This window comes from Paenibacillus sp. fava2, assembly GCF_058313675.1.
In genome coordinates this window covers 7,016,792-7,040,564 of record NZ_CM177755.1, presented here as the reverse complement: position 1 = coordinate 7,040,564, position 23,773 = coordinate 7,016,792, and the positions used below count along the sequence as shown (strand labels likewise).

Annotated in this window: 22 protein-coding genes; 16 read left to right on the top strand and 6 right to left on the bottom strand. The window is 54.2% G+C overall.

Features of this window, described 5'->3' with window-relative positions; all coding sequences use genetic code 11:
- Nucleotides 1-88 precede the first annotated feature (88 nt).
- Complete coding sequence (locus tag AC4G46_RS31010; protein ID WP_491126000.1) at nucleotides 89-1,663, top strand: histidine kinase N-terminal 7TM domain-containing diguanylate cyclase; 1,575 nt, start codon at nucleotides 89-91, stop codon at nucleotides 1,661-1,663.
- Nucleotides 1,664-1,758: 95 nt separating this feature from the next.
- On the opposite strand, the gene AC4G46_RS31005 is transcribed toward AC4G46_RS31010, so the two are convergent.
- The gene (locus tag AC4G46_RS31005) at nucleotides 1,759-2,805 is read right to left on the bottom strand and encodes a copper amine oxidase N-terminal domain-containing protein (RefSeq protein WP_491125999.1); all 1,047 of its coding nucleotides are present in this window, start codon (nucleotides 2,803-2,805) and stop codon (nucleotides 1,759-1,761) included.
- Nucleotides 2,806-2,991: 186 nt separating this feature from the next.
- On the opposite strand from AC4G46_RS31005, the gene AC4G46_RS31000 reads away from it, so the two are divergent.
- From AC4G46_RS31000 to AC4G46_RS30975, 6 genes are all read left to right on the top strand, one after another.
- Complete coding sequence (locus AC4G46_RS31000; protein ID WP_491125998.1) at nucleotides 2,992-3,705, top strand: HAD family hydrolase; 714 nt, start codon at nucleotides 2,992-2,994, stop codon at nucleotides 3,703-3,705.
- A 90-nt stretch (nucleotides 3,706-3,795) separates the two neighbouring features.
- Nucleotides 3,796-4,902, top strand: coding sequence for an MBL fold metallo-hydrolase (locus tag AC4G46_RS30995; protein ID WP_491125997.1), 1,107 nt, complete (start codon nucleotides 3,796-3,798; stop codon nucleotides 4,900-4,902).
- Nucleotides 4,903-5,001: 99 nt separating this feature from the next.
- Complete coding sequence (locus AC4G46_RS30990) at nucleotides 5,002-5,280, top strand: hypothetical protein (RefSeq protein ID WP_068721445.1); 279 nt, start codon at nucleotides 5,002-5,004, stop codon at nucleotides 5,278-5,280.
- 298 nt (nucleotides 5,281-5,578) lie between these two features.
- Nucleotides 5,579-5,779 (top strand): cold-shock protein, encoded by a 201-nt coding sequence (locus AC4G46_RS30985; RefSeq protein WP_036722718.1) that lies wholly within the window; start codon nucleotides 5,579-5,581, stop codon nucleotides 5,777-5,779.
- 124 nt (nucleotides 5,780-5,903) lie between these two features.
- Nucleotides 5,904-6,134: a cold-shock protein gene (locus AC4G46_RS30980; RefSeq protein ID WP_090715594.1), complete on the top strand. Its 231-nt coding sequence runs from the start codon at nucleotides 5,904-5,906 to the stop codon at nucleotides 6,132-6,134.
- Nucleotides 6,135-6,316: 182 nt separating this feature from the next.
- Nucleotides 6,317-6,565, top strand: a complete 249-nt coding sequence (locus tag AC4G46_RS30975; protein WP_491125996.1) for a hypothetical protein — start codon at nucleotides 6,317-6,319, stop codon at nucleotides 6,563-6,565.
- 20 nt (nucleotides 6,566-6,585) lie between these two features.
- Here the strand turns inward: AC4G46_RS30975 and AC4G46_RS30970 are convergent, their stop codons facing one another.
- Both AC4G46_RS30970 and AC4G46_RS30965 read right to left on the bottom strand, forming a co-directional pair.
- Nucleotides 6,586-7,185, bottom strand: a complete 600-nt coding sequence (locus AC4G46_RS30970) for a class I SAM-dependent methyltransferase (RefSeq protein ID WP_491125995.1) — start codon at nucleotides 7,183-7,185, stop codon at nucleotides 6,586-6,588.
- A 117-nt stretch (nucleotides 7,186-7,302) separates the two neighbouring features.
- A complete protein-coding gene (locus tag AC4G46_RS30965) occupies nucleotides 7,303-8,688 on the bottom strand; it encodes an MATE family efflux transporter (protein WP_491125994.1) in 1,386 nt (461 codons plus the stop codon).
- Between the two features lie 274 nt (nucleotides 8,689-8,962).
- Between AC4G46_RS30965 and hxlA the strand changes: the two genes are divergently transcribed.
- Complete coding sequence (gene hxlA, locus AC4G46_RS30960; RefSeq protein WP_068721432.1) at nucleotides 8,963-9,595, top strand: 3-hexulose-6-phosphate synthase; 633 nt, start codon at nucleotides 8,963-8,965, stop codon at nucleotides 9,593-9,595.
- Nucleotides 9,596-9,602: 7 nt separating this feature from the next.
- Nucleotides 9,603-10,157, top strand: a complete 555-nt coding sequence (gene hxlB, locus AC4G46_RS30955; protein WP_491125993.1) for a 6-phospho-3-hexuloisomerase — start codon at nucleotides 9,603-9,605, stop codon at nucleotides 10,155-10,157.
- Between the two features lie 640 nt (nucleotides 10,158-10,797).
- Here the strand turns inward: hxlB and AC4G46_RS30950 are convergent.
- Complete coding sequence (locus AC4G46_RS30950; RefSeq protein ID WP_068721427.1) at nucleotides 10,798-11,118, bottom strand: cupin domain-containing protein; 321 nt, start codon at nucleotides 11,116-11,118, stop codon at nucleotides 10,798-10,800.
- Nucleotides 11,119-11,380: 262 nt separating this feature from the next.
- Entirely contained in the window at nucleotides 11,381-13,960 is a 2,580-nt protein-coding gene (locus AC4G46_RS30945) for a heparinase II/III domain-containing protein (RefSeq protein WP_491125992.1), read from the bottom strand.
- A gap of 299 nt (nucleotides 13,961-14,259) precedes the next feature.
- On the opposite strand from AC4G46_RS30945, the gene AC4G46_RS30940 reads away from it, so the two are divergent.
- The 7 genes from AC4G46_RS30940 to AC4G46_RS30910 all read left to right on the top strand — a co-directional run bounded on the left by AC4G46_RS30940 (nucleotide 14,260) and on the right by AC4G46_RS30910 (nucleotide 22,750).
- Nucleotides 14,260-15,156, top strand: coding sequence for a carbohydrate ABC transporter permease (locus tag AC4G46_RS30940; protein ID WP_491125991.1), 897 nt, complete (start codon nucleotides 14,260-14,262; stop codon nucleotides 15,154-15,156).
- An 87-nt stretch (nucleotides 15,157-15,243) separates the two neighbouring features.
- Entirely contained in the window at nucleotides 15,244-16,062 is an 819-nt protein-coding gene (locus tag AC4G46_RS30935; protein ID WP_491129021.1) for a carbohydrate ABC transporter permease, read from the top strand.
- Between the two features lie 47 nt (nucleotides 16,063-16,109).
- Nucleotides 16,110-17,873, top strand: coding sequence for a sensor histidine kinase (locus tag AC4G46_RS30930; RefSeq protein WP_491125990.1), 1,764 nt, complete (start codon nucleotides 16,110-16,112; stop codon nucleotides 17,871-17,873).
- On the top strand, nucleotides 17,848-19,509 hold the full coding sequence (locus AC4G46_RS30925) for a response regulator (RefSeq protein WP_491125989.1): 1,662 nt from the start codon (nucleotides 17,848-17,850) through the stop codon (nucleotides 19,507-19,509). The genes AC4G46_RS30930 and AC4G46_RS30925 overlap by 26 nt, the downstream gene beginning before the upstream one ends.
- A 92-nt stretch (nucleotides 19,510-19,601) precedes the next feature.
- Nucleotides 19,602-20,993, top strand: coding sequence for an ABC transporter substrate-binding protein (locus AC4G46_RS30920; protein WP_491125988.1), 1,392 nt, complete (start codon nucleotides 19,602-19,604; stop codon nucleotides 20,991-20,993).
- Nucleotides 20,994-21,164: 171 nt separating this feature from the next.
- Nucleotides 21,165-21,539 (top strand): winged helix-turn-helix transcriptional regulator, encoded by a 375-nt coding sequence (locus AC4G46_RS30915; RefSeq protein WP_042200203.1) that lies wholly within the window; start codon nucleotides 21,165-21,167, stop codon nucleotides 21,537-21,539.
- A gap of 71 nt (nucleotides 21,540-21,610) precedes the next feature.
- Nucleotides 21,611-22,750 (top strand): NADH-dependent flavin oxidoreductase, encoded by a 1,140-nt coding sequence (locus AC4G46_RS30910; protein ID WP_491125987.1) that lies wholly within the window; start codon nucleotides 21,611-21,613, stop codon nucleotides 22,748-22,750.
- 883 nt (nucleotides 22,751-23,633) lie between these two features.
- Here the strand turns inward: AC4G46_RS30910 and AC4G46_RS30905 are convergent.
- On the bottom strand, nucleotides 23,634-23,768 hold the full coding sequence (locus AC4G46_RS30905; protein ID WP_491125986.1) for a hypothetical protein: 135 nt from the start codon (nucleotides 23,766-23,768) through the stop codon (nucleotides 23,634-23,636).
- Between the last annotated feature and the right edge of the window lie 5 nt (nucleotides 23,769-23,773).

Sequence of the window (23,773 nt, the reverse complement as noted above, 5' to 3'; positions counted from 1 at the left end):
CTTTGTCTATTTTGGGCAGAAGGTTCAATTGTGAACAGGAGTAGGATATAATAAGGCAAAGCTATTACTAAATTAGGAGAAATATGACATGCCGTGGATGCAGGGTTATCCCTATTATTTAATTATGGGCAGTGTTCTAAGTCTCTACATGGGCGTCAGCTCCTGCCGGTACCGCAACACACCGGGAAGGCGCTATTTATGGATCTTATTGCTGCTGGTCAGCGTGATTTTCGCGGCTACGGCCGGAGAAATCCTCTCGGAATCTTTTCAGGCCAAGCTGTGGTGGAGGAATATTCAGCAGGCTCCGCTGTTCTTGAGCACCGTCTTTACTTATGCTGTAATCAAAGAATACATATCTCGTTCTTCGGACGGGCTGAACAGACGGCTGGCTCTTTTTTGCATTCCGGTAGCTCTTTATGTGCTGCTGATTTTCACCGATTCGTGGCATCATCTGATGCGCAAGGGGGTGGGGATGAATACTGTGGCGGGTGTGAGTGGGATTGTCGTACATCCGACCGTGCTGAATATGGCGCTCATTGCGTATGACCAGCTGTTTGGGCTATACGCGGTTTTTCTGCTGGCAGTTTCCCTGCAGAGTGCGTCCAAGTCTTATTTTAAATGGAATGTCCTTATGCTGCTAAGCCTGCTGGTTCCCATCGGGTCCATTTTTCTGCTGCCGCTGCTCAAGATTACGATTACCGGTTTCATTGCATTTACCTATCTGCCTCCTGTGATTATAGGTTACTTCTCCATGTTCCGGGACCCGGAGCTTTCACTTTACCCCCGTGCAAAGAAGCAGATTATCGAAAATATGAAGGATGGCATCGTGCTGACCGACCGCTTCAACAATATCATTGATATCAATGAGGCTGGAGAGCTTATGCTGTCCGCGTTGGCAGATAGACCTGAGAAATCATGGCTCGGCAAAAATATTTTTCTGCTGTTGGAGCGCTACGGTGAGGTGGCGGTGCACTATTACCAGCGGCTGGAGGGCCAGTTCGAAATTGATGTCCCCGGTACGGACGGGTCCTGTTATGGCCTGTCCCTGATTGCCACTGAGCCGGGGCCAGGAACGTCTGCGGGTATGCTTATTGTATTCAGTGATCTCAGTGAGAAAAAAAGATATGAGCGTGAGCTCCTCTATCAGGCTACGGTGGACGATCTGACGGGACTATATAACCGCAGGCATTTTATGCGGCTGATCGAGAATTATGCATTGCAGAATGAAGCGGGAATAGCCCTGCTGCTGTTTGATATCGATGATTTTAAGCTGATTAATGATACATATGGCCATATGGCCGGAGACCAGGCGCTGATTGATTTCTCGGACAAAATACTGCGGATGTACCAGAACAGGGGCATTGCCGGACGCATCGGAGGCGAGGAGTTTGCCGTCTGCTTCTTTGCAGACAATGAAGAAGCTGCACTCGCGGAAGCAGAAAAGTTCTGCAGCGAGATGTCCCGTCATCTTGTCAGGCTCGACGGCGGCCAGCGGATCAGTCTTACGGTCAGCGCCGGCATTGCCTTTACGAAAGACAGCGGCGCAACGTTTGAAACGTTATACCGCGAGGCGGACGAGGCGCTCTACCTATCCAAGACCGGCGGCAAAAACAAAGTGACGCTGGGACGGCAGCCTGCCTTACGGGAGGCCCGCAGCCTGTAGCTGAATGGATATGCTTCCGGCATGTGCCCGAACGTTAAAAAAACCGCTGGCCCTGTCAGGATGACAAGGGCCTGCGGTTTTTGCTGCTGCTTGTTTTACTGCTGCTGTGCAGGTAGAACGACAATCTTCCATGCTGTTCCGATAGCCGGGAGGCTTCTGGTCAGCACCGGGCCATAGAAGCCGATGACCTTTGCGCCCTGAACAATAGCGTCAGCCTTGACAGGGTCGCCGCTCTCATTGACGATAGCAGCGTCAGCGGGCAGGCGGAGCACGATTTCGCTTTGCGAGGTTTCCGTCAGGCCGGTACCGTTAATCCGGATCAGCAGCGACCCGTCCTGAGAGGTGTTTATACTTTCCACAGCACCTTCTGTACCCAGCAGACCTTCCGGCTGTGCGGATTCCAGGACGGTAATCTGATAAGCCGGCGTCTGCGGCGGCAGGCTTCTTGTAGAGAACAATGCATGCTCGGCCTCAATGGTCATGCCGATCTGCAGGTCGGCCAAAGTCAGCTTGGTGCCGTCAGCCTTCCGGAATACAGTATCTTCACCTATATTAAGGACCAGGCCCGAGGTTCCTGTGCCTTTGATATGGATGGCCGGATACTTTGCGTCAGCATTAATAGCGGTAATAACACCATTCTCCGTCATATGCTCTATGGCTGAGGCGATCACGATCTTTTGTCCCTCCACGGATACAGTCTGATGCAGCACTTCGCTCACAAAGGAAGCGGGCACATACAGCTTATTCTCAAGCGTCTGCGGTGCTGCTCCCAGCGTAGTGGACATTTTATTTACGGTATAGCGGTTCTCACCGCTCTTAACGGTTGTGAAGATGTTGCCTTTGGTCACTTCTGCCGTTTTACTGGACTGGTTCCAGGTAAGGCTGAAGCCCAGGGCTTCTGCAACCGCGCGCAGCGGCACAAGCGGCTCTTTGGCAGCTGAAGGCTGGAAGCCTTGTTCTGTGAGGGCTGAGCCGTTTAATTCAATAGTAAATGTCTTGGCGGCGATGGTACTTGTGCCTGCAGCCTGCGGCGTTTTGCCTGTATTCAGGGAAGTAACTACAGGAGCGGCCGAAACAGCTCCGGTAGACAGGGCCAGGGATAGGGTTAAAAGGACTGCGCTTGTTTTCAGGGTAGTTTTCATCGTTGTAAGCTCCTTTGGTTGAGTTAGTCGGGTGTTAGTCATGTACTAAACGCCAGCGGCCTGAATTTTGTTGCATAGATATTCAGCTTGTCTGTTTATTTGTAGTACACTAAGGATGTTTATGTCCGGAATGCCGGCCGACCAGGCCGGATGATTTAGAGCGGATAAGGAAAGGGGAGAGCAGGTATGTACGACACTTATATCTTTGATTTGTACGGTACTCTGATCGATATTGAGACAGATGAGGAGCACAGTGAGGTATGGGAGCGGCTGTCGCTGCATTTCAGCTATCACGGGCTGAATATTAATGGAGCAGAGCTGAAGAAGCGGTTTCTGGCAGCCCGGGACCGGCAGCTTGAAGCTGCAGCCCGGCACTGTGAGTTCCCTGATTTCGTTATGGAGGAGGTCTTCCGGGAGATAGCCCGGGATTTGGGCGGTGAGCCCGGACAGGCCTGGCTTCATGAAACCGTACGCTGGATGCGGACCTTATCCATGATCCGCATCTCTCTGTATGAGGGTGTGGCGGAAATTCTCGGGCGGCTTAGAAGCAGCGGCAAAAAAGTCTTCCTGCTCTCCAATGGCCAGAAAACCTTTATCGAGGCAGAGCTGACGATGCTGGGCATCCTGCATCTGTTCGACGGGATTGCCATCTCCTCAGAGGCGGGGGTCAGCAAGCCAGATCCGCTGTTCTACCGTTATCTGACCGACAATTACGGTGCTGATCTGAGCTCGGCAATCATGATCGGTAACGATCCCCGCACGGATATTGCCGGAGCGAACGCAGCGGGCATTGCCTCCTGCTATATAGAAACCGCTTCATCGCCGCGCGGTCTTCCGGTTAACAGCACGGTTCAGATCCTGAACGGTGATCTGCGGCAGATTCCCGGCTGGAACGGGTAGGCTGAAGGCAGGCGGTACATTTGCCCGGCCAGATGCAGCGCCGTATAATATGTCCATGATCTTAATTCAGCAGGAGAGAAGGACAAAAGGATGACCGTTATTATTATCATTGCAGCGTTAATCCTGGCGCTGATTGCCGCTGCATATATTGTTATGAGCCTCTATCCGGCCTTTGGCGGCCGGGCCTCGAAGGCCGAGCGGGAACGGACAAGCCGCTCGCTTCAATACCGGCAGGGAAAGTTTGTCTATCCCTTTGAGACGGCTCGGGCTGAGAGCAAGCCCGAGGGCGGCCTCTCGATTCTCAGGGATTTCATTAAGGGTAATCCCAATTCCAGGCCGAAGCAGCCGCTTCAGCCTGTCCCGCTGGTGGCCGGCTCTATCCGGCAGGGCAGGGATACCCGGGCTACCTGGTTCGGCCATTCGGCTGTCCTGCTGGAGATTGCAGGGGCCGCCATCTTCCTTGATCCGATGCTGGGCCGGGCTCCCTCCCCGTTTCCGTTCATCGGCGGCAAGCGCTACAGCAGTCAGCTGCCGGTTGAGCTGAACGACCTGCCGCAGCTGGATGCCGTTGTGCTGTCCCATGATCATTATGACCATCTGGATTACGGGACAATCCGGGCGCTGCAGCAGAAAACAGCATTGTTCATTGTGCCGCTTGGTGTGGGCGCGCATCTTAGACGGTGGGGCATAAGCGCAGAGCGTATCCGCGAGCTGGACTGGTGGGAGGAGACTTCCCTGGCCGGACTGACACTGACCAGCACACCGGCAAGGCACTTCTCCGGGCGCAGCCTGCTGGACCGCAATACTACACTATGGTGCTCCTGGGTGATCCAGGGAGGGCAGGATAAGATTTTCTTCAGCGGAGACAGCGGCTACGGGCCGCATTTTGCGGAGATCGGGCAGCGGTACGGCCCGTTTGATCTGACGCTGATGGAATGCGGGCAGTATGACCGGCGCTGGGCGGACATCCATATGCTGCCTGAGCAGACCGTCCAGGCGCAGCTTGATCTGCGGGGCAGGCTGATGATCCCGATTCACTGGGGTGCCTTCACGCTCGCCATGCATGACTGGACCGATCCTGCAGAACGGGTGCTGCGCGCTGCGCAGCAGCAGGGGCTGCGGCTGGCTACGCCGAGAATTGGCGAACCGGTTCAGGTAGGGACTGACCTCTACCCTTCGATCCCCTGGTGGAGATGAGGCAGGAGCCGCGGGGACAGCGGTATGCTACAATAGATATTCATGGCGCATGCCTGCGCTTTTTTCAGATGATGTAACGCTAAGGAGTGACTGAATAGTATGAGCGATAAAGTAAATGAACAAGAGCTGCTGGAGGTGCTGGCTGCCAAGACCAAGGTGGATCCTAAGCTGATCAAGCTGGTGCTGAAGCATGAGCAGACCTTTATCAACAATGCCAAAGCCAACAGCAAGGGCGAGGTTGATATTGATAATGATGATCTGGTCGACTATGTGACCGCCCAGCGCGATGTGAAGCTGGACGAGCTGACGGTTGAAACCATCCTTGATGCCGAAATGGATTATCTGATGGATAAAGGGCTGGCCGGCTATATTGACTAGAACGCACCACCGGGCCAGGGGGCTGCTGCAGGGCCGTGAATTCCAGAGTCACAGCAGCTTTCTTGGGCCGTTTTGTCGGCGTATTTAGTTCTTTGGAATTAATTATAAAGTTTATTTTGCTTTTGGAAACGTTATGTGATATGATGTTGTTAATCATAAATTTAACCCTTAATTCACATATTGTAAAAGGTTATCATTTGTGCGTATGAACCTTTTCCAATGTGTGAATTTTTATTTGTTCGTACAATACGTAAGAATAAAAGGACATGTGTTAAATAATCTATTGGAGGTAATACAAATGCAAACAGGTACAGTTAAATGGTTCAACGCAGACAAAGGTTTCGGTTTTATCGAGGTTGAAGGCGGAAGCGACGTATTCGTTCACTTCTCCGCAATCACTGGTGAAGGCTTCAAGTCTTTGGACGAAGGCCAACGCGTTGAGTTCAACGTAACTCAAGGCGCTCGTGGACCACAAGCCGAAAACGTTGTAAAACTGTAATACACTGACAAGCGAAGAAGCTGTCCTTAACATCTGTTGAGGGCAGCTTTTTTTATAAGCCATCTGCCTTAAGTATCTGTATAGATTTAACAAATATGAGATTTAACTTGAGGAGGGTTTATTTATGTATTTTCGCAAAAAAGCTCAGGAAGATTTACCGCAGGAGTCTACAGCGATCTGGTCATGTACGAAAGAGGGCTGCACCGGCTGGATGCGTGACAACTTTGCTTTTCAATATGTGCCGACCTGCTGGCAGTGCAATTCGCCGATGTCCCGCAGTATGAAGATCCTGCCTATGCTCGTGAATACGAATCATGACATGAAAGCAATCAAAAAGGGCATTTCAATTAAATAAGCTGCAAAGGTCAGGCTTGTTCCTTCAGAGGAGCGGGCTTTTTTTGTTAGGAGCATTGACATTGCAGGGCGGTTAGACCATGATTAAGGAACGAGACGTATTTTACATTTATAGAAAATTATTCAATCTTATTTGCGCGATATGCGCGCTCGCTTATGTGGAATAAGGAAGGGGAGGAGCCGGTGTTTATTAAAGTGACACTCAGAGTGCTGCTGGGAATCATGATTGTCATTATTTGTTTGAATCTCAGCTATAAAAATCCGCTGCTGTTTATCCTCACTTGTGTGTTAGGTATAATGGTTGCCTGTCTGGACCTCTACCATGAGTTTACCCGGAAAAAAGCGTTCACGTATATGGCAGGTACTGTCTTCCTGATCGTATTGTATGCGGCGATTGACCAGGGCTGGATTACGGCGCTGACTTTTATTTGAGCTCTCTGGCATGCCTTTAATTATAGGGCCGGGAGAGAGCATGAGAACCGGAACAGCTCCTCATCCTGTATAATAATCTGCTGAAAACCGTACCGGACAGCCAGCTCTACAAGTACGGAATCTGCAGGAATCGGGTCATGTGCAGGACTATAGCCAATCCGGGCATGATGCTCCCGCAGGCCATGCCTTGTACGTGAGTGGGCAATCATAAAGGTTCCCCCGGATTTCAGGCAGGAAGCTGCATTGGCAAACAGCATATCCAGCCTTGTAAAATGGGGGATGCTGTTGTAGAGCAAAACGAAATCAAATGACTGTCCCTCATCAAAAGGCTCCTCGAAATCGGCAACCTTCGTCTCTGCTTTCGGATAGTTACGGCGGAGTACGGCAAGCATCGCAGAGGAGATATCAACGGCCAGATAACGGCCCGGAAGGATACCAAGCGACTGCAGGGCTGCGGGGACAACGCCTGTGCCGGAGGCAACATCCAGCAGACTGTTGCCGGACTCCAGGCCAAGCATCCGGACTATGCTTTGTGCCAGGGCAATATCCTGGGCGGAGTTGCTCCAGTCAGCTGCGAGTGAATCGAATTGCTCAGCAGCGGTTTCTTTGGGGAAATGCATGGTTATCATCCGTCCTTACCGTTTGATTTGATATGTATGAATATGGAATTTATTATATACGCAAAAAAGCGGCCCGTCAGGTACATATACCTTGGCGGGCCGCCTTGTATTTACAGATCAGTGGGCTGCAGCAGGTGCAGGAGCTACTGGCTGTGCATTAGCGTCATGCTGGATCAGGCCATGCTTTTCCCAGGCTCTGCTCTTCCAGCGGAAGTACATAATAACGGCTCTGACCCACTCGTCAAAAGCAGTGGCGATCCACACGCCGGCCAGTCCCATGTTCATCTGGAACACCAGCACATAGCCGAGCGGCAGGCTCATGCAGACCATGGAGATCAGGCCCATGTAAACCGGGAATTTGGCGTCGCCGGAAGCCCGCAGGGAGTTGATGATGACCAGATTGCAGGTGCGCCCCGTCTCCAGAAAGAAGCTGAGCAGAATAACCTGCGCACCCATCATCACGATGGTCTCATTATCGGTGAACAGCCCGAACAGCGGAACGCGGAACGCAATGACAATTACATCGATCACGACGGTGACGAGCAGGGCCCATTTTACACTGGTGAATACGCGGCTGTAGGCTGACTGTGTCTGCTTTGCTCCTACAAGGTGACCGACAATAATTGAAGTACCCATTGATACAGCTACACTGAAAAGGTAGATATAGTTAGAGATGTTCAGCGCGTACTGGCGGGTAGCCATGGCTTCAGCGCCAAGATAAGTGATGTAGAGCGTGAACACGAGCTGGCAGGACTGATAAGTAATGGATTCAAAAGCGGCCGGGATGCCGATTTTGAGGATTTGCATCACGTATTTTTTGGACAGGGAGATATAGTAGCTCCACTTCACCTTTACTTCCATGATCTGATAGAGCAGCAGGAAGAACAGGACGAGACAGATCAGCCGGCTGGCTACCGTCGAGATGGCAGCTCCCTGCACGCCAAGTGCGGGCAGTCCGAAATGTCCGTAGATAAGAATATAGTTACCTGCTACGTGAATCACGTTCATCAGCAGCGAAACCATCATCGTCTGCTTGGTGAAGCCATAGGTACGGATGGTAGTAGCCAGCGCATTCAGCAGTGCCTGCAGGAAAATCCCGCCGCCGACAATATTCATATAGACCTTGGCATGAACAAGAATATCGCCCTGCACATTCAGTGCAGTCAGCAGATTACCGCCGAATAGAAGCAGCACTGTACTGAGAACAATACCTACGAGCAGGTTTAGCGTAATAGCATTACCGGTGACATTTGCCGCCTCCAGCGGCTTCTTGGAGCCCAGGTACTGGGAGACGACGATAGCCGCACCATTGCCGATCACACTGAGAATCAGGATAGCCATGGCAATAATCTGATTGGCCGCCCCGACCCCGGATACCGCATCATCGGATACGGAGCTGATCATAAAGGTATCCACACTGCCCATAAGCATGAACAGGAATAGCTCCAGGAAAATCGGCCAGGTCAGCTTAAAGAGATTGAACTGTTGGTCTTTCGTTTTCATCTATGCACCTCTTCGGATCATTACTGGGAGTCGTATATTTTCAAATCTAATGTATGTTAGCACAGCTTTTATGAAATTGCAGTATTTTTCGTGAAAATAATGAAAGGATTGGTGGGATTTCTTTCATTAGTACGATTAGCTGAAGCCGTGAATGGTCCAATAGTATCCTCCGGGTAACTACATCACGAGAAAGTGCCTACTTCCTTTTTTGACTGTATGAACTTACACTAAGTCCAGAACTTACAAAAATATATCTAAAAAGGAGCCACAATATATGAAATTGCAATTAGCGCTTGATCTTGTTGATATCGCCGGAGCCAAGGAAATCGTCTCGGAGGTTGCTGAGTTTATTGATGTCGTTGAAATCGGAACTCCGATTGTTATTAACGAGGGACTGCATGCGGTAAAAGCGATCAAGGACGCTTTTCCGGCGCTGACTGTGCTTGCTGACCTGAAAATTATGGACGCTGGCGGTTATGAAGTGATGAAGGCGGCGGAAGCAGGCGCGGACATCGTGACCGTGCTTGGCGTATCCGATGATTCCACTATTAAAGGCGCAGTTGAGGAAGCCAAGAAAAGCGGACGCGAGATCCTGGTTGACCTGATCAACGTTAAGGATATTGCCGGCCGCGCTGCTGAAGTAGACGCACTTGGTGTTGACTATGTCTGCGTTCACTCCGGTTATGACCACCAGGCTGAAGGTAAAAACTCCTTTGCTGACCTGCAGGCGATCAAAGGTGTAGTTAAGCAGGCTAAAACAGCCATTGCCGGCGGCATCAAGCTGAGCACCCTGCCGGAAGTAATCGCAGCCGGACCTGACCTTGTTATCGTTGGCGGCGGAATCACCGGCGAAAGCGACCAGAAGGCGGCGGCGGCTGAAATGAAGCGCCTCGTTAGCCAGGCCTAATTCTCCAATGGATACTGCGGGCTACGCACAGGAGATTGTAGGGGAGCTGCAGCGCTCGGCGGCGCAGCTGGATGCCGCCGGAGCGGAGCCGTTCGCTGAGCTGCTGCAGCGGTCGGGCAAGATTTTTGTGGCCGGAGCCGGCCGCTCCGGCCTGATGGGCCGGGCCTTCGCCATGCGGCTGATGCATGCCGGCCGGGCGGCCTATGTCGTCGGCGAGACCGTGACTCCGGGAATCGAAGCCGGCGATGTGCTGGTGCTCGGCTCCGGCTCCGGCGAGACGAAGGGCCTGGTGGCCATGGCCGAGAAGGCCAAGGCCATCGGCGCAGCAGTCGCGCTGGTTACAATCGCGCCGGAGTCCACGCTTGGCAGGCTGGCCGATTACACCGTGCAGCTGCCGGGTGCAACGAAGGAGGCCAGCGGCGATCGGGCCACCATCCAGCCGATGGCTTCACTCTTTGAGCAGACGCTGCTGGTGTTCTACGATGCCGTCATTCTGCGGCTGATGGAATGGACCGGCCAGACCACGACCCAGATGTTCGGCAAGCATGCGAACCTTGAATAGAAATAACGCCTGTCCGGTGTATCCGGGCAGGCGTTGTTTGATTTATATGGCAGGTGCTGGCGTATAAGGCGGATGCCGCACCCTTTGACTTAATTGCACTTTTTACAACTAAAACGTCTGTTTTTTGGCGCTTTGCCTGTTTAGCTGCACTTTGTGCAGCTAAACGGGCGTTGGAAGCTGATTTTGAGCATTTTAGGCCGATTTAATTGTACAGAATGCAGTTATACGGCTGGTGCGGGTAAATAAGCTAAGAATAGTTTTACAAAGTGCAGCTAAGAGCAGATAAGTATAGCTAAGAGCAGCTAAATGCATTTAAATGCAGTTAAGAGCAGCTAAATGCAGTTAAGCGCAACTAAGTGAAGCTAAGTGTATCTAAATGTAGTTAAGTGCAACTAAGAGCAGCTAAGTAAAGCTAAGTAAAGCTAAGTACAGCTATGTTGACAGCCGCGTTACCGGATCTCTCTACGGGAGCTTGCTGAGCAACCTGAGTTGAGGTTCGCCAACGTAGGCTAACGATAATCTAGCAACAATCTAACAATAATCTATCTAAATGTTCGCTCCCCGGATTCAGTGCAGGACAGCGCCTAAAATCCGCTCATTGCGCCACCATTCCCCAGCTTACTTCTTCCTTCACCTCAGCTTAACGCTTCAGCAGATCCTCACGGATCGGTGTAAATGCATCAAGCAGCGCCGAGTCATCCTCAAGGGCGGTAACGCCATGCTTCGCGCCCGAAGGAATAGCAATACTCTGGCCGGCCGATACGGTATGCTCGGTGCCGTCGATGCGGAAGATGAAGCTTCCGCGCAGGCAGTAGCTCATCTGCTCATGCGGGTGGCTGTGCTCGTAGCCCTCGGCCCCTTTTTCAAAATGGACCTCCATCATCATCAGACTCGCCGCCGCATTCAAAATGCAGCGTTTTACGCCCGGCTCCGCCGGTTCCCATACTCCAAGGTTACTCATAATAAATTGCCTCCTTTTAGGTAGTTAAATGGTGCTGTCGGTACATGACATGATCAGGATGATTGTATTTTATACAATAGCTTGGCGGCGTTCTATGCTCAAATTCCATTCCATTGTATTTCATACAGCAGAATTGAGGCAGGGTGCCCATATAGAGTACTTGTCTGCTAAATCAATTGTACAAAGTGCAGCAGATCCGTTATTCCGGCCCGCTCGGAGGAGATCTATTGTACAAACTGCAATAGATCTCCTCCGGGCTGCCTTATTGCGGCACAGCAATCCGGATTGCCCCTGGTTCAAGAACCAGGATATCGGAAGCAGCGCCAAGAGCCGCAGCGCCGTTCTGCTCCGCCGCCGCACCGCCCGCGCCAAGCACGCGTAGCGCTGCGCCGCCGGGAACACGGACCCGGCGGGTCCCGCCGGAGCCGTTAAGGGCGGCGACGCACCAGCCGCCGTCTGCGCGGCTGAGCTTATACAGCCGCACGCCGTCAGCGGCGTCAGCGGGCTCCAGCTCCAGCGGCTCCAGCCGCAGTGCTGGCGTCCCTTCGGCGTGCGGCTGCAGCAGCACGACGTAGTCTTCGCCGGCGCGGCCGTGCACGCGGAAGTGCTGCTGCACCGCCAGCGGGTACGCTCCGCCGACCGCGCCCTCACCAGCCGTGATGACCGGGCGGAGCGGTTCGGCGATCTGCGCCAAGAGCCGCATAGCGCCGAGGCCCGCGGCATCAATGGCCTGCTCCGTAATCTCTGCACCGCTGCTTAGTGTATGCAGATTCCAGACGCTCTCCGCCGTCCCCTCAATCCGGTCCCAGACCAGGTAAGCCTCGAAGCCTGCCTTGATGTACAGGAAATGCCGCTCATATTCGCCGGCGTGTACATCGGGGATGAGGCTTCTTGCATAATCCAGCTCCTCCGTGAAGCTGACCTCCCGGCAGACGCTTTTCAGCGGGCCATCCGCGTAGCCCCCGGAGCCGTCAGCAAACTGGACAATATTATGCGCCGCACCGGACACATACCAGTGCCGGTCCCCGTTGTAATAGCCGCCGGTTCCGGCATCGAGCGTCAGCGGCACCCCATTGGCCCAGATGGAGAAATGGCCTTCATCATGATGGGCGTGGTAGGTCAGCGGGGATGCCTCGAAGATGGCATAATGCTGCAGGTTCTGCTCCCCGCTGCGGAAGATGACATAACCGATGCCGGGATAATGCACGGAGCCAAGCTCCGGCATCTGCTCCGGCAGCTCCGGCTGCGGATAGAGCAGCGCGACCAGCGGCAGCGGGAACGCGCCGGTATCCTGGACCGGTGCGCCTCCGCGCTTCCAGGTCCAGACCATCTCCGCTGCCAGCTGCGGGTCCTCCTCCGTGTAGAACGGGGCGGCGTAGCCGAGCAGGCGGAACCATTTCTCCTGCACGTTGGCATCGCCGACGGCCGGGGTCAGCAGGACGGGTGCGCCGTCCGCGCCACCCTGGATAACGTCCTCTGCCGTCACGATGCCGAGCAGGAAGCGGTACATTGCCTTTACCTTGGCATGGCGGAAGTAATCGGTGCCCTTCAGGCGCTTCAGCAGCACGAAGAACAGGAAATACCGGTGCAGCACCGCACCGTGATAGCGCACATTCTCCGGCCAGGCGCCGTCGGAATCAACCACCTCGGCCAGCTGCCAGTCGATTACAGAGCAGGCATGCTCCAGATAAGCGGCGCTTTCCGGCTCCTGCGGGAAGAGAAGTGCATATACGCCAAGACCGGTTGCCCGGTCGGCATTCCAGTTGCTGCGCATGCCGCCCTTCTCGTCAGGGAAGGTGGGCAGATCGAACCGGTAGTAGGCGGTGTCCATCATCATCGCCGCGATATAACGGAGATCGGCAAGCAGCGCTGCCGTCTCGCCTTGGCCGACTGCCGGACTTGCGGCGATCTGGTCGTAGATAACGGAAACGGCAGCCAGCCCCCGGCCGATATGAACCGCACCATAGGTGTCGTCGTCATGCCAGCCGTCCCGGCGGAAAATATCCATGCCCTGCCGCATATCGGCAAGCATGTACTGCAGCTTGCGCTTGGCAAGTCCCGCATACTGATCCTCGCCGGTTGCCATATAGAGGTTGGCATCTGCACCGGCCGCCTCCAGCAGATAGGCCCAGTTGGTCAGCGTGTGCCGGTTAAATATCGGCGAGACCAGCTCTTCGCCAAGCGGCTGTCCCGCAGCATCCATAAAGACAACGCCGGCAGCAATCCCGCCGTTAACCAGCGGCGATTCCAGACTCAGCTCCGTCTGAATGCCGTAATGGTCGCCGGCCGTTACCGGCAGCAGCTCCTCATAGCGCAGCACCGCCAGGCTGTCTTCCGCTTCATTCCGGATGCGTACGCACCGGACCTCCTCCTCAGCTGCCCCGTCCGCCGGCGTTACACCGGAGGGCTGCAGGCCGCTCCCGCCGCCGGGCAGCTGCTCCAGCCGGATATTGCTGCCGGTTCCCGGCTCCTGGGTCCAGCCGTCAAGTCCCAGCCGGAGGCTGCCGTTCCGGAGCGCGACCGGCAGGCCGAGCTGGGAATGCGTCAGCCGTACGCCGCCGATCCGGGCAACACCCCGGCCCCGGATATGCACGGACAGCTTCAGCGTGGCTGCTCCAGCCGGGACCTTGAAGACGAACGGCTCGACCCGGAACACGCCGAGCCGGTGAAGCGGGGCCGCTGCCTCGCGGGCGGCAAACTGTCCCGACAGCAGCTGCTGCCGGGCGTATTCCTGCGCAGCCGCCGGGATGCGTTCTATTCTGCTGCGGATTTCACCCAGCTGCGCATGATCATAGCAGCCGAAGGGGCGGATTTCTTCCGTGCTTTTATATGCTGAATTCATTGGTAGATTGAGGCCTCCCTGTTCACCGTAATTAAGAATCCATTCCTGTATCCAGTCTGTCTCTGTTCTCTTCCATAAGTATACCTGCATGTCCGGGACACCAGGGATGGATAAACGAATGCAGGAGAGGGGAGAAAGCAACTGAAATAGCCGCTCCATCCCGAAGTTGAGGAAGGCGGTTCGGATGAAAAAGTGAATTTCTCCCCCTTGGCGCAGTCGCTTTCTCCCTAACGGTCTTTTTGCACAGGGACGTATCATTAGGATATAAGCGCAAGCCGAATAGACAGGAGGAACAATCAATGAATGAAACGAAACGTCAAATAAACGCCTGGACCTTTGTTGCGCCCAGCCTGCTGCTGACGCTGATTTTTGGGGTGTACCCGATTTTCTGGGCGCTCAAGTATATGTTCTATGATTATCAGGGCTTCGGAACCCCGCTCTTCATCGGACTGGATAACTTCGAGCGGCTGTTCCGTGATAAGGATTTCTGGCATTCCGTAGTCAACACCTTCATCTACGCGGGCGGCAAGCTGATCATTACGATCCCGCTGTCCTTTATCCTTGCCGTCATCCTCAACCGTGCCCTGAAGGGCCGCCAGCTGCTGCGGGCAATCTACTTCCTGCCTACCGTAATCAGCGCATCGGTTATGGCGATCGTATTCTATGTTATTTTCAACTCCTATAACGGCATGGTGAACCAGCTGCTGATGGGTGCCGGAATTGTATCCGCTCCCATTGACTGGCTCGGTGCCAAATATGCTTTGCTGACCGCAATCATTATCGCAATCTGGGGGGCGGTCGGAAACTACATGCTGCTTTTTATCGCAGGGCTGCAGAACATTCCGGAGGATCTGTATGAAGCGGCTTCCATCGACGGGGCGGGACCGCTGCGCAAAATGTGGAGCATCACCGTTCCCATGCTGGGACCTGTGCTCCAGATGATTATCATGCTGGCGATCACTGTATCGCTGAAGGGCTACGAGAGCATTATGGTATTGACCGAAGGCGGACCTTACGGCAAAACAGAAGTCATGTACCTCTATCTCTACAAGCTGTTCTTCCCGGTATCAAGCGGAGGCTCAAGCATCCAGCAGTTCGGCTACGGAAGTGCGGTCGGCTTTACAACAGCGGTTATCGTCGGTCTGATCACCCTGATTTACTTCTACGTCTCCAAGAAACTGAATGATATCTATTAAAAGAGAGGAGAATGAACAGTGAGCACATTTCAAGCGGAAACAAAACTGGCCTCCGCGCCTGCGAGTAACGTCAAGACCAAAGCCGTGCTGTCCCGGGTCCTGCTGTGGATTTTCCTGCTGCTGGTAGCGGCCTTTGCCTTATTCCCGATTATTCTGGCCATGTTCGGGTCCATGAAATCGAATCTGGAGCTGACGACAGGAACCTCCCTGCTGCCGAAGGAATGGAAAATATCCAACTACGCTCAGGCCTGGACCTCGGCTAATTTTGCCCGGTTCACCTGGAACAGCGTGTTCATCAGTACCTTTACAACTATAGGAACCCTGTTGATAGGAACAATGGCCGCCTATGCGGTGGCACGGGTGGATTTCTACGGTAAACGGCTGTATGTGATCATCCAGTCCTGCACCCTGTTCATTTCCATCGGTGCTGTTGTCCTCCGTCCGCAATTTGACCTTATGGTCGCCCTTCATCTGCAAAAATCGCTCTGGGGCGTCATCATCATCCTGATCAGCGCCCATGCGACAGCCTTCTTCATGCTGATCGGCTTTGTCCGGGCCATCCCGAAGGAGCTGGACGAAGCCGCATTTATTGACGGCTGTAACTTCTATAGCGTATACTTTCGTGTTATCTTGCCGCTCCTGACTCCGGCGCTGGGCGTAACAGCGCTCTGGACCTTCCGCGGTGCTTGGAATGAATACATCCTGCCGCTGGTCTTTACGATGACCCAGCCTGCCCTGCAGACGCTGACCGTAGGTCTGGCCGGGCTGAAATACGGCGTCGGGGATGCGGCCCAGCCGCAATTGATGCTCGCCGGTGCATGCTTGTCCATGCTGCCGATGATCATCGTCTATATTTTTGCCAACAAATCATTCATGCAGATGACTGCTGGTTCCGTTAAGGGCTAAAGTGACTACACGCTCCGATACAGCCAGCCGATAAAGGATGGGGAATTATGCTAAAGGCCTGGCTGTACCGGACCTCACTGAAGAAAAGAATATGGCTGTCCTTCACCGCACTGACAGTCTTCTGTATTTCCATAACCGGCTTCGGGGCTTATTCCATTGCCTCGAGGGCAATGGAGCGCAACTCCACCGACCTGAACCGCAATGTGCTGAACCAGTCGGTCAATGTGCTCGACCAGAAGCTGAAGCAGATCATTGTAGCTTCCTCAACCATTATGCTGAGTGATGCCTACAAGCAGACGATAAGAGATGTACAAGCGAATAATACAGACCGGTACTTTGCTAATTTCTCCGTGCTGCAGAACCCCTTTACCCAGGCGGAGCTGACGGAAAATTCCATAGAATCGATTCTGATCAGTACGCCCGGCGGAGATTTCTATTCCGCCGGTAATCTGCGTAGAACAGCGACTCCATTTATGGAGTCTTTGCTGTATCAGCGGATAAGAGAGAATCCGGAGTCGAACTGGGTGGAGAGCCACCCGGACGAGCTGTTTGCCGGAGAGCATCAGGTCATCTCTCTGCTGCTGCAGCCGCTCACGGAGAATTATGTGCCCGATGTATTCCTTGCTGTCAATGTGAAGGAAGATATCCTTGAAGATACGGTCAGCGGCGGGGCTAGTCTGGGCAGTGCCAAGTTCATGCTGATTAACAGGTCGGGAGACAGTGTCTTCGGGGATAAAGAGCGTCCGGACTGGTCACGCTCGGAGGACTTCATGAACCGGCTGCTGAAGGAGGACAGCGGGAATTTTGAGTATTCCGCCGGGGGCGGAACCATGCTGGTCAGCTATGCTGAATCGGGCTATGCGGACGACTGGCTGCTGGTCAGCTACCTGTCCAAGAAGGAGCTGCTGCAGCCTGTCCGCAGCATCCAGTGGCTGGTGGTGATGATTATGGCCGGCTGCATCGTGATTGCCCTGCTGCTGTCCAGAACCTTGTCGGCCCTCTTGCTCGGGCCGCTGCTGAAGCTGCAAAAAACAATGTCGCGGGTCGAGCAGGAGGATCTGGGCGCCCGCTTTGAGAGCCCGTTCCAGGATGAGATCGGAGATGCCGGACGCAAATTCAACCAGATGCTGGACCGGATCGGTGAGCTGATCGTAGAGGTTAAGGATACGGAGAAGGAGAAGCGCAAGGCGGAGATCAAGACGCTGCAGGCGCAGATCGAACCGCACTTTTTATATAACACGCTGAATACGATCTTCTGGAAATGTGAAATGGATGAATATGAGGATGTGAAGCAGATGGTGATTTCCTTGTCTGCACTGTTCCGGCTGGGCCTGAACAACGGGCAGGAGATTACCACGCTGGGCCGGGAGCTGGAGCATGTCCGCCAGTACCTGAACCTGCAGCAGCAATGCTATGAGGGCCTGTTCGAATATACGATTACAGCCGCTCCGGAGCTGCTGGATCTGCCTGTGCTGAAGATTATTATCCAGCCCCTGGTTGAAAATTCGATTCTGCACGGGCTGAAGGAGCTGCGGGGCGGGGGAAGGATAACAGTCGCCGTGACCCGAGAGGACGGGCAGCTTGTAATCCGGGTCACCGACAACGGGGCGGGCATGGACGCGGATAAGCTGAACGCCCGGCTGAAGGAGCCCGTCAGCAGCGGAGGTTATGCCCTGACGAATATCTGCAGCCGTCTGCAGATCTATTACGGCAGGGAGGGCGGGCTATTGTTCCGCAGCCGCCCGCAAATCGAGACCGAAGCGGTTCTATCAATCCCATTGGAAGGTGGAGTTTATCCTGAAGCACGCTGAACCCGTTAAATTATGCATCGTTGATGATATTCCGGCTGTTGTCCGGGGCCTGTCCCAGCGGATTCCCTGGGAGGAGCACGGCATTACTGTAGCCGCAACGGCGGCCAACGGAGAGGAAGGGCTGGTGGAGATCCGCAAGCACCGTCCTGATATTGTACTTACCGATATCCGCATGCCCTTTACCGACGGGCTGGCGATGATGCGGACGATTCTGGCCGAGCAGCCGGAGATCAAGCTGATTTTTCTGACTGGCTACTCTGATTTCTCCTACGCCCAGGAGGCGGTGAAGCTGGGGGCGTTCGACCTGATCGTCAAGCCGTTTACCCGGCCGCAGGTGCTGGAATCGGTCCTGAAGGCCAAAGAGGTGCTGGAACGCGAACGCTCCCAGGCCGAGCAGATGCGGGGAATGGAGCAGAAGCTGCGGGAGAGCTTGCCTTATCTGCGCCAGGAATACATGCGGCTGCTGATCCGCTATGGCAGCAGGCAGCAGCATCTGAGCCAGCAGTGGGATTTCTATGCGATTCAGATGAAGCGCGGAGATTTTTGTGTGATGGTGGCAGAGATTGATTTTTTCGCGGAACGTACAGCTGCGATGGCTGTGTCAGAGGTGGAGCTGATCCGTTTTGCAGTGCAGAATATTCTGGAGGAGACAGTCGCCGCTTATACTCAGGGCATCGTGTTCCGTGAGCATGTCAATCAGTTTGTCATTGTCATGAACCCGCCGGCTGCGCTTGATGCGGAGCAGCTGGCCGAGAAATGCCGTGAGAATGTCTGCAAGCATACCTACCAGACGGTGTCGATCGGACTGGGCGGCGGCGTTGAGGAGGCCGGACAGCTGTCGGTATCCTATGCCCAGGCCATGTCTGCGCTGACGAATACGTTTCTGACCGGGGGCAACAGTGTCTACCGCTATGTGGAATCACCGGAGGCGGATGCTGCACTGCCCAGATATTCTTACGATAAAGAAAAGGAGCTGCTCTACTGCCTGCGTTCGGCCAATCTGGCCAAAGCGGAGGAGCAGCTGGACGGAATCTGGGCCGAATGGCTGAGCGCTCCCGTGCTGCCCGACCCGGCCATCGTCAAGACGATGTGTCTGGAGCTGGCCCATTCGATCCACCGCGTCTTTTCCGATAAAGCCTCGGACACCGAGGTCAAGCTACTTGAGAAAAAGCTGGCCGACATGAACGGAGCTGCCTCCTTTGAAGAGTTGCGCCGGCAGATCCGCGACTTCTGCCGCGAGGGCTGCTCTTATGTGCAAATCCGCCAGACCAGTGATGCGCGCGTGCTCGTGGAGCGGGCCATCGCCCATATCAACGGCAATCTGCACCGCAACCTGTCTGTTGCCGATTGTGCGAGAGAGGTGCATCTTAGCCCGAGCTATTTTTCCAACCTGTTCAAAAAGGAAATGGGCATGACGCTGGCCCAGTATATTATCAGCCGCAGAATGGAGAAGGCCAAGGAGCTGGTGCTTGAGGGCATGCAGGTGCAGGATATTGCTGTCTCGCTGGGCTATGAGGACCGGCCTTATTTTACCGAATTATTCAAAAAGTACACCGGGATGACCCCCACCGACTTCCGTTCCAAGTACAGTTCAGCCGTACAGCGAGGAAACAGTGATTTCGTCTCCCCTGAATAGTTGTTTTCCCCTTCACTCACATCAGGGCAGTCATTTTATAATTTTTATATGAAATGAATGCGATTACACAAAGAAAAGGGAGGTTTTTTTAGATGAAAAAAAATCACTTGATGCTGGCCGGAGCTTCGCTGCTGCTGGCAGGTTCACTGGCCGGATGCTCGTCATCCGCCAATACAAATGCCGAGGCAGAGGGCGGCAATGCTGCTGCTGAACAGACCAAACTCGTTTACTGGTCCATCGACCGTCATGATTCCGATTTTATCGAGCAGAAGATCAGTGAGTACGAGGGGCTTAACCCCGATGTGGATATTGAATTTAAGGTAATGGCCGACAACTACGCCCAGTCCGTGGATATCGCGTTCTCCAGCAAGCAGGCGCCGGATATTCTGCGTGTGGATACAGGCAACGTGCCTACGTGGGTGAAGAAGGGCTACCTTGAGTCGTTTGACGAGTATATTACTCCGGAAATGAAGAGCCGGTTCGAGAGCATTCTTATTAATGAAAAGAATACCGTTGACGGTAAAATCTATACCCTGCCGAATATCGGCCAGTTCTGGCGTCTGATCTACAACGTTGACCTGTTCGAAAAAGCCGGCATTACCGAGCCTCCGACTACACTGGCGGAAATGGTTGAGGATGCCAAGAAGATTACCGAAGCGGGTAAAGACATCGGCGCTTACGGCATGGCCGGCAACTTCAAGAGCGGCAGCGGCTTTGAGCGGATCGCTCATCCGATTACAACTCTGAGCAAGGCAGAAGGACAGGAGGGCTTCAACTTCCAGACCGGACAATTCGATTTCGGCATGTACAAGGAAACCCTTGAGGCGCTGCGCCAGATCGTTGAAGACGGCAGCATGATGCCTGGCTCTGAGTCACTTGATATTGATCCGCTGCGTGCGCAGTTTGCCCAAGGTAAAATCGGCATGTACTTCAACCACTCTGTAGAACCAAGTGTGTACAAAACCCAGTTCCCGACCGAAATCCGCTGGGCAGCCGCACTGCCGCCGACAATTGACGGCCAGCAGAACGGTGTGAGCCAGGTTATCTCCGGCAGCTACCTGGCGATGAGCAAGGATTCCAAGCATAAAGAAGCGGCCTGGAAGTTCATCGAGTGGATGTACAGCGATGATGTGCAGATCGCTTATCAGGAAGGCGGATACGGTGTTTCCGTTATCCCTTCTGTAGCCGCTGCGGCCAAAGCTCCGGATATCGCGGGCATTGAGTACTTCCTGCCGACCAAGTTTGATGGAATCTATCCGGCTACTCCATTCGGTGCTACTGAAGGACGTCTGGAAGGAACCAAGAAAATGGACGTATTCAACAGATACATCTTTACCGGCGGAGACCTGGACAAGGAGATTCAGGATCTGAATACCCGTTACAATGCAGCGCTCGAAAAAGCGATTGCTGCGGGTGATACCACGGTTGAGGCACAGCCTGACTTCAGTGCAGCCAACCTGCAGGGAAGTTTGGTTAAAGAGTAAATTTGTCGTGGGGACCGCAGGCCTTGAGCCTGCGGTCTTTGTGTTGTATTGGCATGCCCGGTGTGCTGCAGTGGTATGCATGAGGTTGAGCTACCGGGGCGGATGGCGGCGATGTGCGGGGGCCGGGTGTTTTGTAGTATGATAAGAGTGAATGAAAGGGGGACGCATACCTTGGCGACGGAAATTAAAGACCGTATCAATCTGCAGGAAATTAACTGCGAGAAGGAGCTTACGCTTGCCGTTATCGGCGGCAAATGGAAGCTGATCATCCTGTGGCATCTGGGCCTTGAGGGCACCAAGCGCTTCAGCGAGCTGAAGAAGCTCATACCCCATATTACGCAGAAAATGCTGACCAACCAGCTCCGCGAGCTGGAGGAAGACCAGCTTGTGCTGAGAAAAGTGTATGCCGAGGTCCCGCCGAGAGTAGAATACTCATTGACGGATTACGGGCAAAGCCTGCTGCCGGTGCTTCGGATGATGTACGACTGGGGTAAGGATTACGGGAACAATGTTGTCTGGAAGAATAACAGCCAGACTGGAGAATAGCACTGCACTGTTATCCGGTGCACGGGCAAGAGATAAGAATATAGATACAAATAATGGAGGGATTGTTCGAGATGCCGCAAACGGATTATCGTCCGCTATTGGACTCGTATGCATTTAATAATGGAATTACCCTGCGCAACCGTGTGGTTATGGCGCCTATGACCAATTTTTCATCTAATGAGGATGGTACGGTCTCCAAGCCGGAACTGGATTATTATATCCGCCGCTCCAAAGGCGCCGGTATGGTTGTTACGGCTTGTGTCTATGTAAGCCGGGGCGGCAAGGGCTTCCACGGGGAGTTCGGCGCTGACCGCGACGAGCTGATCCCGAGCCTGCGCGAGCTGGCATCTGCGATCAAGGGTGAGGGTGCCAAGGCCGTCCTGCAGATTTTCCACGGGGGACGCCAGTGTCCGCCGGAGCTGCTGCCGGACGGGCAGACCGTCAGCGCCAGCGATGTTCCGTCAGAGCTGCCGGGCGGCGGGCACGGACCTGTACCGCGTACGCTGACTGACGAAGAGATCCAAGTGATCATCGCCGATTTCGGCGCGGCAACCCGCCGGGCAATCGAAGCCGGCTTCGACGGCGTAGAGATTCATGGCGCGAACGGCTATCTGCTGCAGCAGTTCTTCTCGCCGCATACTAACCGCCGCGAGGACCGCTGGGGCGGGAGCCTGGAGAAGCGCCTGAGCTTCCCGCTTGCCGTCCTGCGTGAGGTAAAACGCGTTGTGAACGAGTACGCTTCCTCCCCGTTCATTGTCGGCTACCGCTTCTCGCCGGAAGAACCGGAAACACCGGGCATTACAATGGCCGAGACGTTCGCGCTGATTGATGCCCTCAAAGAGGAAGGGCTTGACTACCTGCATGCTTCGCTTATGGAGCTGTGGTCGCTGCCGCGCCGCGGCACGGAAGATGAGCGGCCGAGAATCGAGCAGATTGTCGACCGCGCGGGAGGTGCCGTGCCGGTCATCGGTGTCGGCTCGCTATACAAGCCGGAGGATGCGCTGAAGAGCCTGGACACCGGCATTAGCCTGGTGGCGCTCGGCCGTCCGCTGCTGATTGATCCGGACTACGTACAGAAGCTTGCCGAGGGCCGCGCCGGCGACATCGCAACCGAGCTGGATACGACAGCCCAGGCTGAGCTGGTCATCCCTGACCCGTTATGGGGCGCGATCTCCCGTCCGACAGGCTGGCTGCCGCTTAAGGGGCAGTAAGCGGGAGGATCGCTCCGCGCGCCAAGCGGCTTGAGCGTTAAGCCGCTGGTTGCGGACCGGCTGGGGCGGCAGTAGCTCGCCCGGCTGAAGGTGCTGAATTAAAGGGAAAAATCCCTTTATAGAGCCGTTGGCTGCCCGGGAGTGCCAGATTAAAGGGAAAAATCCCTTTAATGGCGCCGTTGGCAGCCCGAAAGTGCTGAATTAAAGGGAAAAATCCCTTTAATGGAGCCGTTGGCTGCCCGAAAGTGCTGAATTAAAGGGAAAAATCCCTTTAATGGAGCCGTTGGCTGCCCGGGAGTGCCAGATTAAAGGGAAAAATCCCTTTAATGGCGCCGTTGGCTGCTCGAAAGTGCTGAATTAAAGGGAAAAATCCCTTTAATGGAGTCGGTGGCGGCCTGAAAGTGCCAGATTAAAGGGAAAAATCCCTTTAATGGAGCCGGGCGAGGCCTGAATGCTGTTTAGGTCCATTACATGTGGCCCCCCCTCCGGCTTTGACTTCGTTCCGGGTTCCCGCCAATCTTAGGCTAACCTCGTAACAGGCGTAAAGAGATGGAACTCCTCTGAAAGTACAATCAAGCACACAAAACAGCCCCCGGCTGAAAGCATCCGCTTTTGCCTGGGGCTGTTTTATATCGCTAACAGAAGCTATACATCTAAAAATTCTGCAAAACTGCTGACTACCACGGCTAGCATACCTGCCACAGCTGCCACACATGCGTACCTGCTACAGCAACTGCCAGATTACTTTAACTAACCGGGATTTTGCCAGCCTGCCGTAACTACTGCAATTTGTGCAGCCTGCAGCAACAGCCCTAGTAGCTGGTCTACTCTAACCGCCGGTAACCGCCGTAACCACTATAACAGCCCCGGTAGCTGGTCTACTCTAACTGCCGATAACCACCATAACCACCATAATCGCACCAACAGCCACAACCCGCTTGGACTGTAACCAGACTATTATTGCAATTACGGCAACTGCTACCGCACCAGCAACCGGCGCTATAACCAGCTGCCACATCCCAA

Excerpts from the sequence above, each read along its gene's own strand:
- AC4G46_RS30965 (WP_491125994.1), bottom strand. The coding sequence starts at position 8,688 with ATGAAAACGAAAGACCAACAGTTCAATCTCTTTAAGCTGACCTGGCCG.
- AC4G46_RS31005 (WP_491125999.1), bottom strand. The coding sequence starts at position 2,805 with ATGAAAACTACCCTGAAAACAAGCGCAGTCCTTTTAACCCTATCCCTG.
- AC4G46_RS30920 (WP_491125988.1), top strand. The coding sequence starts at position 19,602 with ATGAAAAAAAATCACTTGATGCTGGCCGGAGCTTCGCTGCTGCTGGCA.
- AC4G46_RS30990 (WP_068721445.1), top strand. The coding sequence starts at position 5,002 with ATGAGCGATAAAGTAAATGAACAAGAGCTGCTGGAGGTGCTGGCTGCC.
- AC4G46_RS30945 (WP_491125992.1), bottom strand. The coding sequence starts at position 13,960 with ATGAATTCAGCATATAAAAGCACGGAAGAAATCCGCCCCTTCGGCTGC.
- AC4G46_RS30910 (WP_491125987.1), top strand. The coding sequence starts at position 21,611 with ATGCCGCAAACGGATTATCGTCCGCTATTGGACTCGTATGCATTTAAT.
- AC4G46_RS30970 (WP_491125995.1), bottom strand. The coding sequence starts at position 7,185 with ATGCATTTCCCCAAAGAAACCGCTGCTGAGCAATTCGATTCACTCGCA.
- AC4G46_RS31000 (WP_491125998.1), top strand. The coding sequence starts at position 2,992 with ATGTACGACACTTATATCTTTGATTTGTACGGTACTCTGATCGATATT.
- hxlA (WP_068721432.1), top strand. The coding sequence starts at position 8,963 with ATGAAATTGCAATTAGCGCTTGATCTTGTTGATATCGCCGGAGCCAAG.
- AC4G46_RS30950 (WP_068721427.1), bottom strand. The coding sequence starts at position 11,118 with ATGAGTAACCTTGGAGTATGGGAACCGGCGGAGCCGGGCGTAAAACGC.
- AC4G46_RS30985 (WP_036722718.1), top strand. The coding sequence starts at position 5,579 with ATGCAAACAGGTACAGTTAAATGGTTCAACGCAGACAAAGGTTTCGGT.
- AC4G46_RS30995 (WP_491125997.1), top strand. The coding sequence starts at position 3,796 with ATGACCGTTATTATTATCATTGCAGCGTTAATCCTGGCGCTGATTGCC.
- hxlB (WP_491125993.1), top strand. The coding sequence starts at position 9,603 with ATGGATACTGCGGGCTACGCACAGGAGATTGTAGGGGAGCTGCAGCGC.
- AC4G46_RS30905 (WP_491125986.1), bottom strand. The coding sequence starts at position 23,768 with ATGTGGCAGCTGGTTATAGCGCCGGTTGCTGGTGCGGTAGCAGTTGCC.
- AC4G46_RS30940 (WP_491125991.1), top strand. The coding sequence starts at position 14,260 with ATGAATGAAACGAAACGTCAAATAAACGCCTGGACCTTTGTTGCGCCC.
- AC4G46_RS30930 (WP_491125990.1), top strand. The coding sequence starts at position 16,110 with ATGCTAAAGGCCTGGCTGTACCGGACCTCACTGAAGAAAAGAATATGG.
- AC4G46_RS31010 (WP_491126000.1), top strand. The coding sequence starts at position 89 with ATGCCGTGGATGCAGGGTTATCCCTATTATTTAATTATGGGCAGTGTT.
- AC4G46_RS30980 (WP_090715594.1), top strand. The coding sequence starts at position 5,904 with ATGTATTTTCGCAAAAAAGCTCAGGAAGATTTACCGCAGGAGTCTACA.